Origin of the sequence: Streptomyces sp. bgisy159 (assembly GCF_965341775.1) — a bacterium.
Taxonomy (GTDB): domain Bacteria; phylum Actinomycetota; class Actinomycetes; order Streptomycetales; family Streptomycetaceae; genus Streptomyces.
Genome location: NZ_CBDQZH010000046.1, coordinates 15,703 through 25,982, shown reverse-complemented (window position 1 = coordinate 25,982; position 10,280 = coordinate 15,703). Strand labels below are relative to the sequence as shown.

Sequence of the window (10,280 nt, the reverse complement as noted above, 5' to 3'; positions counted from 1 at the left end):
CGCCAGCCACACACGACCCACCTCGCCCCCGGTTGCCACGGCGCCGGGGGCTGAGTGCGTAGGAGCACTGAGAGGAGAAAGCGTGTACCTGTTCAGCCGCATGCACACACTCAACGAACACATGACGCACGCAGGGCGCAGCGCGATCACGGTCGGAGCCACACACAAGACGCCGGTGAGTGACACCGTCCTCGTCAACGTCTTCCATCCGACGACAGGCGGAGGCCGCACGTTCCTGCTCACCCGCGACGAGGTGGAGGAGCTTCACGGAGTGCTGGGCCGCTGGATAGCCGAAGGCTGGGCCGGCTTCGTCGACGGCGCTCCCGGACCGGGGCAGGGCTACAGCACGCCGACAGGGACCGTGGGTGACGGCGGCTCGGTCTGGGACGACCTGGAGCGCGCCCGGGTGGATCGCTTGGAGCGCGAGCGCAAGCAGCGGGAGGCGTTTGCCAGCACCTATGCGTCATGGACGCACGAAGAGTTGGTCGCGGAGATCAAACTCCTGAAGTGGAACCGGGAAGCCGCGGAGTCGCGCGAGCGAGGGTGGAAAGCGTCTCTCGACGCCGAGCGTGACCGGTTCCGTGCCCTGATCGGCCGGCTCCGAGAGGCACTGGACGGCAAGCGCACGGCGTCCATCGACGACCTGAACGCAGCCCTGAAGGAGCCGGACGAGGCATGAGTGCCACGTGTCGTTGCTGCATTCGAAACGGCAAGCACCGGGTCTACAAGACGGCCCCGGGCGAGGTGTGGCCCGACGCCAGATGGGTGGCCATCCGCGCCGACGGCCGCACGGTTTACCACGGGGCCGTCTGGGAGTCGGCCATTCGGTCAGTTACCGAGTACGAGGAGTGCAAGTGATCAACGGCGGAACCACCATCCACACGGCCGACGGCTCGTCGGTCACCATCACCCCCATTGGCATCGAGTACGACCTCCACACGCGTAACGCTCGCGGAGAGACGATCTCCACGGTGCGCATGAACGGCGACGACCTGTCGGCGCTGATCGCGGAGGCGGAGGAGGTGCAGGGGTGTTGAGGAGCGTCTGCGAGAACGACACCAACGGAGACGGCGACTGCCCCGCCTGCGCGCGGAACCCGGAGGCGCCCTGCCGGCTCCCGCTGCCGCCCGCGGAGTGGCCGGAGGAACTCCGCGGAGCGTTCTGGAGCGCGGTCAACGCGCCGACGTACGCAGAGAGCGCCGGCCTGACGCTGAAGTTCGTACACGCGCTGGCGGAGAGGCAGCGAGAGAAGAGAACTGACCTGACGGACAGCGTCGTCGGGTGGTTCGCCGTCGACGCAGCCGCAGACCTGATCGACCCGGAGGCGGCTTCATGAACGATCCGCAGCTCTGCGACACCGTCATAGACGGCGACCGGCAGTACCGCATCGTCGCCTTCAGTGAGGACGACGGAGCGAAGCTGAACGACGGCCGATGGGTCTGCGCGAGCAAGTTCGTTCCTGTCACTCGTGCGTGCTGGCGTTACGAGCCGGGCGGAACGACGGCGACGTCCGCTCGCGGAACCCTCGTCACCACCCTGACGAACCTCCTCGCCGTCAGCCGGCGGGGCCGCATGGACGCGCACCGCGCGGAGGCGGAGCGGCTGGTCGACGAGGTGCTGAAGGAGTACGCGCACGCTCTGGCGGACAAGCTCCGCGACGAGGCGTGGCCGCACGAGCGCGACGAGCGGGAGAACGAACTCATATACAAGCTCGCCGACCTTATCGACCCGGAGGCGACCTGATGCACATCGGACGATCCTTCGACGGCCCCGGCCACATCGAAGCCACGTGCCCGTGCGCGCTGGCTCTCTGCGGACTCGTCGACACGGACAACGTGAGCGACGAGTGCGACCAGCACCCACCGGCCGCATGCAAGACGATGCGCACGGGCCACCCCGCGGAGGACTGCCCGGAGATTGGGCGGGACGTAGTCGTCGCTTTGGCGAGGGTGCTGGGCGCCCGTCAGGCCATCATCGACGCCGCGTGTGAGGAGCCGGAGGGCTTTCACAACCTCGCGCTCCTCGACGCCATCGACGTCCACCACGCGGCCGTGTCGCATCTGAACGCGGAGCGGATCCGCAATTCGAAGCGGCTCCGCGACTACACAGACGACCACATGGGCGACTGCAACATGGCGGCCGACGTGATCGACCCGGAGGTGAGTGCATGACGACCCACCTCAAGTGCGTTCGCTGCTACTTCCGAAAGCCACGCACCGACTTCCGCGAAACCCCCTGGCACGGCCGCGCGGCAGCGTGTGAGAGCTGCGAGCGCTTCACCTACTGGGACAGGCTCCTCGCCCGTACGCAATGGGAGCTGGAGCAGTCGCGGGAGAGGACGCGCGGGCTGCGACGTGGCCTGCGGCTCGTTCGCACGACGCCTTTCCGCCTGTTCCGGCAGAGGTACGCGCTCGGCATGAGCGAGGAGGCGGTCCGATGACCCCTGGCGGCTGGGCTGAAGGGGAGGTCCGCGACCTCGCCCTTGATGTGCTGGGGGAGTGGATCAAGGGTTACACCACTCCCGACGAGGGGCCGCAGCTCCGGTTCACACCCCTGCGCTTCGAAGACAACGCCCTTCACGTGCGCGTGGAGGAGTGCGACCCGTTCCCCGGCAACGAACGCGAGTTCCGCATATCACTCAACGTGGAGGCTGTATGACCACCTACCCCCAGCCCGGCGACTTCGCCCTGACGAAGATCCGCGGCTTCACCGGAGCCTTCGTCTCCGCCGGTCAGTACCTCGTGGGCGACGGTGCGCCTGTCCAGCACGCCTACGTCTACGTCGGCAACGGGCAGATCGTCCAGGCCATGCCTGGCGGGGCGGAGCTGATCCCACTGGAGGACGCGAACGAACCCGTCGTCTGGTCGACGGGGCGGATCCCGTTGACGGCTGCGGAGCGCATGTCGGTCTGCGGTGCTGCGCGTGGCCTCGTCGGGACGCCGTACAGCTTCCTCGACTACGCCTCCATCGCACTCGCGCACTACCGCATCCGGCCCCGCTGGGTGCGTGACTTCGTGGCCGACACGGGCCATCTCATCTGCTCTCAGCTCGTCGACGAGGCGTACCTCCGTGCGGGGGTCCACCTCTTCGACGACGGTCGGCTCCCGGGTGACGTCACACCGGGGGACCTGTGGCGGCTGCTGGGGACGAAGCGCGTGTCGTCGACGGACCGGGACCTGTGGAGGCTGGCGCATGGCTGAGCAGTGCTTGACGCCCGACTACGACGAGGGTCCATGTCACTGCGACCACTGCGACCCGGGACGTCTGCGGGCTGAGGTCGAGCGGCTGAGCCGAGACCTTCGTGTCTCGGAGGCCAAGGTGAGCGGGGCCGCCCTCTACGTTGACCAGGTGAATACCAGGGCCTCCATGCTGGAGAACGCCGTGACCGCGTACGACGGCATCCACGGCGAACGCGACCGTTACCGCCTCGCCTGGCTCTCCGCCCGGCGTCGCGCGGCCGACGAAGCCAACTTCGGCATGGAGGCACTGGAGCTGAAGCAGCGGGAGATCACCCGTCTCCGCGCCCTCCTCGACGAGCGCGAGTCGACTCACGTTCCTCGCCTTGAGTTCGCCGGCTTCGACGAGGATGGCGAAGTCTGGCGCGCAGCTCACTGAAATTCGCGGTCCGCCTCGCGTCACATCCGGTCATCTGCGCCCCATAACAAGGGTGTAGGGCCGAGAGGCCGCACACAGCCACGCACACGACACCTACGAGAGGTACTCACGCATGGCCAACAACCTCCGCAACATCTGGGACGCCGACCCCGACGCCGCTCCGAAGGAGCGTTCGTCCTTCTCCGACGACTTCGCCGGGCGCTTCCGGTCCGGCCGCCTCGTCAAGATCGGCGGCAAGGAGCAGCCGGAGTCCCTGAACGAGTGGCGGGTGACGACCGGTGACCCCACCGTCGCCGCGAAGATCGCCGAGCTCCTCGGCGGTGAGGTCGAGGAGTGGGAGACGGACAACGAGGACAACCTCCAGATCCTCACCGACGCGAAGACCGTCAGCATCATCATCGAGCCGGACGGCGTCGACGCGTCCTTCAAGCTCTTCATGCCGGGCGCCGGCCTGACGCACCACTGCGACGGCTTCGCCTACCTCAGCCCGGAGGAGGACCGGGGCAAGTCGTGCGGCTGCCCGAAGCTGATCGCGGAGCGCAAGCTCGAAGCGACGAAGATGCGCGGGCCGAAGCCGTCAGTCGACGTGCAGTTCCGGCTCGCCGACGCCCCGGACCTGGGCAAGTTCCGCTTCAACTCCGGTAGCTGGAAGCTCGTCGAGGCACTCGGCCCGCTGTTCGCCGACTTGGACAAGCACGGCAACGCCGGCGACAAGGAGAACGACGTCGAGGGCACGCCGGTCCTGGCGACGCTGACCATCGAGAACGTCACTTACACCCCGCAGAAGGGCCCGCGCGCCGGCCAGACGGTGAGCTACAACAAGCCGGTCATCAAGGTCCGCGGCGCCTACGAGGCCGCTGAGCCGGCTGACCTCCCTGCGGCTGCCTGAGCGACGCCGCATGACGCCCGCTCCTTCACGATTCCGGCGCGAAGGAGCGGGCGTCTCTCACGATTCTACGCACACTGAGGAGAGAACGCATGGCCCTGTTCCTGGTGTCCCGGACGGACCACACCGACTACGACGAGTACGAAGCGATCGTTGTCCGGGCGGGCGACGAGGCGACCGCACTGAAGATCGCGACGAACGGTGCGGAAGAGTTCTACGACGACTACGCGTTCTGGGACCCGGACTTCCGCGGCTTCAAGCGCGACGGCTCCAACCTCACCGTCGAGCGGCTGGAGAACGACGGCCCGGCGGGCGTCGTCATCAAGTCCTTCCGAGCGGGGTGACCGCATGCCGATCCTCGAACTCTGCGCCGGGTACGGCGGACTGGGTATCGCGGTGGAGGCGCTGACGGGCGACAAGGTGACGGTCGTCGCTGAAGTTCACGGCGCCGCTTGCCGAGTCATGGCGCACCGCTTCCCCGACGCCCCGAACATCGGCGACGTCCGGTACCAGAACTGGGGCGTCCTCCTCGACGAGGACATCACGACCATTACGGCGGGGTTCCCCTGCCAGGACATCTCCAACGCCGGTCGACGGGAGGGAATCAAGGGTGAGCGCTCCGGCATCTGGTTCAACATCGCCGAAGGCATACGGATTCTTCGACCCCGACACGTCTACCTGGAGAACGTGGGAGCACTCCGAAATCGGGGACAAGCAGCAGTGCTCACATCGCTTCACGAGATCGGGTATGACGCGGCGTGGACAGCTCTTCGAGCTTCCGACATCGGGGCTCCGCACCATCGGGACCGCTGGTTCTGCGTTGCCACACTTGCCGACGCCGATGGAGTCGGACGGTAAGCGCGGCCCCGACCTGGCCAAGCGGACCCGTGAAGGGTCGGGCGGTGACGACCTCGTGACCGCCCTCGCCCGCCTCTTCCCTAGGGAGAAGGCGGAGAAGATCTTCAAGACGCCGACCGCCAACCTTGCCAACAACGGATCCGCGCAGCATCCCGAAAAGCGCAAGGCCGGCGGTCACGGGCCGACGCTGGAGGACGAAGTGGTATTCCTCCTCAACGTCGACCCGGACGACGTTGCGGATGACGGACCGCACACTCCTGCGGAGTGGTGGGGGCCGTTCGCGAAGTGCGTGTACCGGTGGGAGATGTTCATGGGGCGGCAGGCCCCCGTCCCCCTCATGCGCGGGCCGCGCGGTGGGCTGAAGCTCGCGCCGAAGTTCGCGGAATGGATGATGGGCCTACCCGACGGGTGGGTCACTGACGTTCCGGACCTCACGCGTGAGGAGCAGATCGGCCGTATCGGTAACGGGGTCTGTCCTCAGCAAGCGCACGAGGCGTTCCGCTTCCTCCGGGAGCGGCTGCACGAGGAACTCACAGAAGGACACACGGAGGAGAGCTGACATGGGCAAAGCCCGTCTCACCGACTTCACGGGGGCGGAGATCCGCCCCGGCGTGGTCATCGCGTACCCGACGCGCCAGGGAAACCGGGTCCGCAACTCGGAGGCCATCGTCTTGGAGACGCAGACCAACCGGCGGACCGGGCGCGTTGTCCCGATGCTGAAGGTCCGCCCGACGGGCCGGGACTCCGGCTTCATCGCGCGCAAGACGACGTCCGTCCGGACCGTCAGCGCTGAGCACGTCGTCGTGATCGCCGACACCAACGAGGGGGAGAGCAAGTGACGGAGACGTTCAAGGTAGGGCAGAAGGTCAAGCACGACGTCCGCGGAGAGGTGGAGGTGACCTACGGGCCGTACACCGGCCTGTTCGGAGACACCCGGTACCTCGTCCGTCAGGACAACGGGCGAGAGGTCGTGGTCACCCCTGACGTGCTCTCCGAGATCCCGACCACCCCGGCGTTCGCCGTCGGCGACGTCGTCGCTCTGACGACCCGCGCTGGCGCGAAGGCCACCGTCGAGTACGGCCCCTTCGACGACCGAGACGTCTACGTCGTCAAGCTCGTCGACGAGCCGGCCGACCCGGACGACGTCCGCACCTTCACGGCGCTTGCGAGCGTGATGCGGAAGGCTGAGGCGGAGCGACCGATCGAGGTCGGCGACCGGGTGCGAGTGACGGATGACGACGGGGGCGGGGCGCATCGCTTCAACGGTCGGGTGGGCACCGTTGTGGAGGTGTGCGCGCCGGACAACTACTTCGCCTTCAAAGTCGAGTTCGGCGACGGTCGGGGCAGGCACGGTGATCTGAACGGCCGCTGGAACTGCGTTGCCGTCGAGCGAGTCACCGACGAGGACGTCTACGAGTACGACGGCGTGCCGTACGACCTGTCGGCAAAGTACCGCGACCGGGACGGCGACGTGTGGGAGTTCGCGCGGTTCGGAGACAAGGTCGTCGGCCTGATCGGCAGCAAGCCGCGGGACGAGTACGACGGCGATTCCTTCAGCGTCGCGGCGGGATACGGTCCCCTCACCCGCGTCACCGCCTGACCACCCCACCGCACGGCCCCCGGACACCGACGATCCGGGGGCCTTCACATGAGCCACTCACGGAGGAGAGAAGATGACGTTCAAGGTCGGCGACAAGGTGGTCAACTCCGTCTTCGGTCGCGGTGAGATCGTGTACGGCCCGTACGACACCCCCGGCGGCTGCGGGTACTTCTTCAAAGGGGACGACGGCCACCACCGGACGGTGTCCGGCTCCCTGCTGACCCCGGCCGCGACGTTCGCCGTCGGCGACAAGGTCAAGGGCCGGTACTCCGGCGCCACCTACACCATCGAAGCGGGCCCGTTCCGGGACGGCGACTACGAGTGGTACGCCACGAAGGAGGAGGACGGCCGCGTCGGCCACAACGGCGCTGACTCGTTGACGGCCGTCGAGCCGGAGGCCGCGGACGAGCCGGTCAAGGTCGGCGACGTGGTCAGGATCCTGGAGGACTACGCCTACCACGCCGACGTCAAGGCGGGCGATCTGTTCGAGGTGAAGTCGGCGTGCACCGACGACTTCTGGGACGAGTTCCGCATCAAGGTCAACGCTGGCCCCGGCGCACGCATGAGCGAGTGGACGTTCCGCCCGCAGGACTTCGAGAAGGTTCCGGCCGACACCGTGGCCGTCCACGACGGCGTGGTCTACGACCTGTCGGCCCGGTACCGCGACCAGGACGGCGACTACTGGGCACTCCGCCGCAACCCGGAGGACTCGTCGGTTGTGCAGGCGCAGTGCACGCCGACCGTGCCCTACGGGTGGTGCGGCTTCACCCTTCCGGAGGCCATCGAGAAGTACGGCCCTCTCACCCGCGTCTGACCCACATTCCTCAGCCCCCGGTGCCCACGTGGCCCGGGGGCTTTGGGCGTAGGAGGACAGAGAGGAGACGGAACATGGCGAAGGTACGTGAGCCGGAGACCGTGGTCATCGAGCTGAGCCGGCGGGAGTTCAACCTCGTTCGCGCGGGACTGCGACTGATCGACAACTTCGGGGACGTCGAAGACATCGACGACGCGCGCAAGCTGTCCGCTGATCTGAGCGGCATCGAGTGAGCGCCTTCCACGTCATCGACGACGCGAACGCCCCCGCTCTGGGCGACGTCCGTGACGCCGGCCCGGGAGACCTGGTCTACATCCGCCCCGCAGCGACGAGCCGGAAGGACTTCCCGAAGTACTGGGAGGCAGCCGGGGTGGCGCTGGCACGGGGTGCGCAGGTGGTTGTGATGAGACGAGAGGAGAGGTAATGGTCATCTCAGGAGACGAAGAGGAGCGGCGCATAACGCCGGCCGTCTGGGAGAAGTTCGCCGACTGGTGGGGCGACAAGGCATACCGACAAGCGGGGTTCGTCGAGGAGCTTGAGGCGCTCGTCCGCTCTCTCGCAGCGAACGATGTTGCGCACCTTCAGACGGAGTTGCGGGAGTGCGCCTACGGCGAGGAGCTGAGCAGCCGGGACGTGCGCGACGCCATGGACCTGGCGTACAGCGCAGCGAAGGGGGACCTCTGATGGGCGTCTTCGACGGCGGAACCTATCACGTCTCTATCCGCTGGAAGAGCGGCAACGAGGACGACATCTACCCGGACGACGTGGTGAAGACCGTTGCTGACCTTCGCGCCGACCCGGACGTCAAGGCCGTGGAGACCCGGTGGGTTCACTACGTGTTCGGCGAGGTCGACAGCGAACTGTCGTTCGGCGACTACTGGGGCGACGAGGAGGAGGACTGATGGCCCGCCAGATGGTTGGCGACGATGACGACGTCTACCGGTTGAAGGTGACGCGCCACACCCCTGACCACAGAGGTCAGACCGTCCGCTTCTTTGGCCCGTTCAACAGCATCGGAGCGGCCCGCGGGCAGCGAACCGCGTACGCGAAACAGGAGTGGGTGCAGTCGGCGCAGATCCAGTCCGCCTACACGGAGTGGAGCGACGTCCAGTGATCCGCGAACCGGACACCGTCATCGTCCGCCCCGTCCCCGATGCGGAGCCCGTGGAATTCACCTTCGCGCGCAGCGTCTACGCCTCGTGGCCGTGGCTGACGGAGGAGTTCATGAGGGAGCTGGAGGCAGAGTGAGGGCTTACTTCAAGCGCCGGAAGGTGCACCCGATCTGCCTCTATCTCACTGCCGCGGAGGCTGAGCAACTGCTGTGGCTTGCGAAGGATCCGGGGCTGACGAAGCGCAACAAGCTGCGCGACCTGATTCCGCGCGTCGTCGGCCGTGCGGTCGAGGAGATGAAGGAGTCCGAGTGAGCCGCATCAACGTGCACAAGGTCACGACAGAGCGCCGTGACGGCGAGCGGGAGGAGTTCGTCATCCCGCCCGTACACGAGGGGACCAAACTTCACAGCCTGCGGGAGGGCGAAGAGCTGATGGCAGCCTCCGCCATCATCGACGCCGTAGACGAGCTGGACAACGGCGAGGCGATCGTGATCATTCGGGAGATCTGGTGAGGAGCGTTGGCGACTTCCTGACGATCCTGACCTACCTTCCGGTTCTGATCCCCGCGCTGGCCCTCGTCGTCGCCGTGGTGTGGCTGGGGCTCACCGCCTCTTCCAGAACGCCATCAGGTCAGCAAGCGCCCTGATGATCTCGGGCCGCTCCGATGCCTCCGCTTTGCGGAGGGCTATGACGAGCGACAGAAGGATCATGAGGACGAACGACACGATGACGCAGAGGAAGATCTGCGGAGCAGCCAGGGCCACTTGCTCCAGAACGGCCCACATCCCGCCTCCCGGACGGTGTCAGCCGCCGCTTCCGAGAGACTCCGCAGAACGCGAAGATCTCAACGAAGGCAGGCGGATGCCTGTCAAGCGCAGCGCCCGCCGACTGCGCCCCCGGTGTACGCGGGGTGTCTTCGTTGAGATCGGAAACCATAGTTGGTCTACGTACGGGCTAGCTGAAACTACGCGCAAGACCGAACAACTAGTCAGGTGAAAGTCCTGAGCTGGCGCGTGCTTGCGGCGCCCTCTCCGGTCTGGATCCTACGACAGCCGTTAGGCCGCGAACAAACAGTCGCCAACGGAGGCGACGACGAGGAGGACGCAGTGTTCCGAGTAGTCCAGACCGTGAGCGCCTTCCGCTACCCGGAGGGCAAGATCTGGGGTCCGTACGCCGACCGCATCGACGCGTCCGACCGCGTGGCCTTACTCCGTGAGTTCGGCGGGGACGGCGTCATCGAGTCGGGAGAGTTCGGCGCACCCTGTGGACTCCGCCTCGTCGACGCCGGCGGAGGGGGCGGGGGTTTGCTCGTCGCGGCGTGACCGTTCGGCCACTTCCCGGTCACATCTGTGCAGGTACCGTGCATGCCCGTGCCCCGCACACCTGTTCTCTCGT

27 protein-coding genes are annotated in these 10,280 nt (G+C 67.0%); 26 read left to right on the top strand and 1 reads right to left on the bottom strand.

The features are described 5' to 3' along the window. Nucleotides 1-82: 82 nt before the first annotated feature. From ACSLTV_RS30560 to ACSLTV_RS30440, 25 genes are all read left to right on the top strand, one after another. On the top strand, nt 83-679 hold the full coding sequence (locus ACSLTV_RS30560) for a hypothetical protein (protein WP_435613280.1): 597 nt from the start codon (nt 83-85) through the stop codon (nt 677-679). Next, nucleotides 676-858, top strand: a complete 183-nt coding sequence (locus ACSLTV_RS30555; protein ID WP_435613279.1) for a hypothetical protein — start codon at nt 676-678, stop codon at nt 856-858. The genes ACSLTV_RS30560 and ACSLTV_RS30555 overlap by 4 nt, the downstream gene beginning before the upstream one ends. After that, the gene (locus ACSLTV_RS30550) at nt 855-1,037 is read left to right on the top strand and encodes a hypothetical protein (RefSeq protein WP_435613278.1); all 183 of its coding nucleotides are present in this window, start codon (nt 855-857) and stop codon (nt 1,035-1,037) included. Before ACSLTV_RS30555 ends, ACSLTV_RS30550 begins: the two co-directional genes overlap by 4 nt. Beyond that, nucleotides 1,031-1,336 carry a hypothetical protein gene (locus ACSLTV_RS30545; RefSeq protein WP_435613277.1) on the top strand — a complete coding sequence of 102 codons (306 nt, stop codon included), beginning with the start codon at nt 1,031-1,033 and terminating at the stop codon, nt 1,334-1,336. Before ACSLTV_RS30550 ends, ACSLTV_RS30545 begins: the two co-directional genes overlap by 7 nt. After that, on the top strand, nt 1,333-1,743 hold the full coding sequence (locus ACSLTV_RS30540) for a hypothetical protein (protein WP_435613276.1): 411 nt from the start codon (nt 1,333-1,335) through the stop codon (nt 1,741-1,743). The genes ACSLTV_RS30545 and ACSLTV_RS30540 overlap by 4 nt, the downstream gene beginning before the upstream one ends. Continuing rightward, a complete protein-coding gene (locus ACSLTV_RS30535; RefSeq protein ID WP_435613275.1) occupies nt 1,743-2,171 on the top strand; it encodes a hypothetical protein in 429 nt (142 codons plus the stop codon). The genes ACSLTV_RS30540 and ACSLTV_RS30535 overlap by 1 nt, the downstream gene beginning before the upstream one ends. Continuing rightward, on the top strand, nt 2,168-2,440 hold the full coding sequence (locus ACSLTV_RS30530) for a hypothetical protein (RefSeq protein ID WP_435613274.1): 273 nt from the start codon (nt 2,168-2,170) through the stop codon (nt 2,438-2,440). The genes ACSLTV_RS30535 and ACSLTV_RS30530 overlap by 4 nt, the downstream gene beginning before the upstream one ends. Then, entirely contained in the window at nt 2,437-2,658 is a 222-nt protein-coding gene (locus ACSLTV_RS30525) for a hypothetical protein (RefSeq protein WP_435613273.1), read from the top strand. Before ACSLTV_RS30530 ends, ACSLTV_RS30525 begins: the two co-directional genes overlap by 4 nt. Next, nucleotides 2,655-3,200 (top strand): hypothetical protein, encoded by a 546-nt coding sequence (locus ACSLTV_RS30520; protein ID WP_435613272.1) that lies wholly within the window; start codon nt 2,655-2,657, stop codon nt 3,198-3,200. The genes ACSLTV_RS30525 and ACSLTV_RS30520 overlap by 4 nt, the downstream gene beginning before the upstream one ends. After that, the gene (locus tag ACSLTV_RS30515) at nt 3,193-3,615 is read left to right on the top strand and encodes a hypothetical protein (protein WP_435613271.1); all 423 of its coding nucleotides are present in this window, start codon (nt 3,193-3,195) and stop codon (nt 3,613-3,615) included. The genes ACSLTV_RS30520 and ACSLTV_RS30515 overlap by 8 nt, the downstream gene beginning before the upstream one ends. A 112-nt stretch (nt 3,616-3,727) precedes the next feature. Continuing rightward, nucleotides 3,728-4,504, top strand: a complete 777-nt coding sequence (locus tag ACSLTV_RS30510) for a hypothetical protein (protein ID WP_435613270.1) — start codon at nt 3,728-3,730, stop codon at nt 4,502-4,504. Between the two features lie 89 nt (nt 4,505-4,593). After that, the gene (locus ACSLTV_RS30505) at nt 4,594-4,845 is read left to right on the top strand and encodes a hypothetical protein (protein ID WP_432157791.1); all 252 of its coding nucleotides are present in this window, start codon (nt 4,594-4,596) and stop codon (nt 4,843-4,845) included. A 4-nt stretch (nt 4,846-4,849) separates the two neighbouring features. Beyond that, the gene (locus ACSLTV_RS30500; protein WP_435613269.1) at nt 4,850-5,359 is read left to right on the top strand and encodes a DNA cytosine methyltransferase; all 510 of its coding nucleotides are present in this window, start codon (nt 4,850-4,852) and stop codon (nt 5,357-5,359) included. Then, complete coding sequence (locus tag ACSLTV_RS30495) at nt 5,331-5,918, top strand: DNA (cytosine-5-)-methyltransferase (protein WP_435613268.1); 588 nt, start codon at nt 5,331-5,333, stop codon at nt 5,916-5,918. The genes ACSLTV_RS30500 and ACSLTV_RS30495 overlap by 29 nt, the downstream gene beginning before the upstream one ends. A 1-nt stretch (nt 5,919) precedes the next feature. Beyond that, the gene (locus tag ACSLTV_RS30490; protein ID WP_435613267.1) at nt 5,920-6,198 is read left to right on the top strand and encodes a hypothetical protein; all 279 of its coding nucleotides are present in this window, start codon (nt 5,920-5,922) and stop codon (nt 6,196-6,198) included. Continuing rightward, nucleotides 6,195-6,959 (top strand): phiSA1p31-related protein, encoded by a 765-nt coding sequence (locus ACSLTV_RS30485; protein ID WP_435613266.1) that lies wholly within the window; start codon nt 6,195-6,197, stop codon nt 6,957-6,959. The genes ACSLTV_RS30490 and ACSLTV_RS30485 overlap by 4 nt, the downstream gene beginning before the upstream one ends. 73 nt (nt 6,960-7,032) lie before the next feature. After that, complete coding sequence (locus ACSLTV_RS30480; RefSeq protein ID WP_435613265.1) at nt 7,033-7,773, top strand: phiSA1p31-related protein; 741 nt, start codon at nt 7,033-7,035, stop codon at nt 7,771-7,773. A 74-nt stretch (nt 7,774-7,847) separates the two neighbouring features. After that, nucleotides 7,848-8,006: a hypothetical protein gene (locus ACSLTV_RS30475; RefSeq protein WP_432157797.1), complete on the top strand. Its 159-nt coding sequence runs from the start codon at nt 7,848-7,850 to the stop codon at nt 8,004-8,006. Then, nucleotides 8,003-8,197 carry a hypothetical protein gene (locus ACSLTV_RS30470; protein WP_432157798.1) on the top strand — a complete coding sequence of 65 codons (195 nt, stop codon included), beginning with the start codon at nt 8,003-8,005 and terminating at the stop codon, nt 8,195-8,197. Before ACSLTV_RS30475 ends, ACSLTV_RS30470 begins: the two co-directional genes overlap by 4 nt. Next, nucleotides 8,197-8,457 (top strand): hypothetical protein, encoded by a 261-nt coding sequence (locus ACSLTV_RS30465; protein WP_432157799.1) that lies wholly within the window; start codon nt 8,197-8,199, stop codon nt 8,455-8,457. The genes ACSLTV_RS30470 and ACSLTV_RS30465 overlap by 1 nt, the downstream gene beginning before the upstream one ends. Next, nucleotides 8,457-8,675 (top strand): hypothetical protein, encoded by a 219-nt coding sequence (locus tag ACSLTV_RS30460; protein WP_432157800.1) that lies wholly within the window; start codon nt 8,457-8,459, stop codon nt 8,673-8,675. The genes ACSLTV_RS30465 and ACSLTV_RS30460 overlap by 1 nt, the downstream gene beginning before the upstream one ends. Next, the gene (locus tag ACSLTV_RS30455; protein WP_432157801.1) at nt 8,675-8,887 is read left to right on the top strand and encodes a hypothetical protein; all 213 of its coding nucleotides are present in this window, start codon (nt 8,675-8,677) and stop codon (nt 8,885-8,887) included. Before ACSLTV_RS30460 ends, ACSLTV_RS30455 begins: the two co-directional genes overlap by 1 nt. Beyond that, complete coding sequence (locus ACSLTV_RS30450) at nt 8,884-9,021, top strand: hypothetical protein (protein ID WP_432157802.1); 138 nt, start codon at nt 8,884-8,886, stop codon at nt 9,019-9,021. Before ACSLTV_RS30455 ends, ACSLTV_RS30450 begins: the two co-directional genes overlap by 4 nt. After that, complete coding sequence (locus ACSLTV_RS30445) at nt 9,018-9,197, top strand: hypothetical protein (protein WP_432157803.1); 180 nt, start codon at nt 9,018-9,020, stop codon at nt 9,195-9,197. Before ACSLTV_RS30450 ends, ACSLTV_RS30445 begins: the two co-directional genes overlap by 4 nt. Next, nucleotides 9,194-9,397 (top strand): hypothetical protein, encoded by a 204-nt coding sequence (locus ACSLTV_RS30440; RefSeq protein ID WP_432157804.1) that lies wholly within the window; start codon nt 9,194-9,196, stop codon nt 9,395-9,397. The genes ACSLTV_RS30445 and ACSLTV_RS30440 overlap by 4 nt, the downstream gene beginning before the upstream one ends. A gap of 90 nt (nt 9,398-9,487) precedes the next feature. Here ACSLTV_RS30440 and ACSLTV_RS30435 read toward each other — a convergent pair whose 3' ends face one another. Beyond that, nucleotides 9,488-9,670 (bottom strand): hypothetical protein, encoded by a 183-nt coding sequence (locus ACSLTV_RS30435; protein WP_432157805.1) that lies wholly within the window; start codon nt 9,668-9,670, stop codon nt 9,488-9,490. A gap of 207 nt (nt 9,671-9,877) precedes the next feature. On the opposite strand from ACSLTV_RS30435, the gene ACSLTV_RS30430 reads away from it, so the two are divergent. Next, nucleotides 9,878-10,207: a hypothetical protein gene (locus tag ACSLTV_RS30430; protein ID WP_432157806.1), complete on the top strand. Its 330-nt coding sequence runs from the start codon at nt 9,878-9,880 to the stop codon at nt 10,205-10,207. Nucleotides 10,208-10,280: the final 73 nt, after the last annotated feature.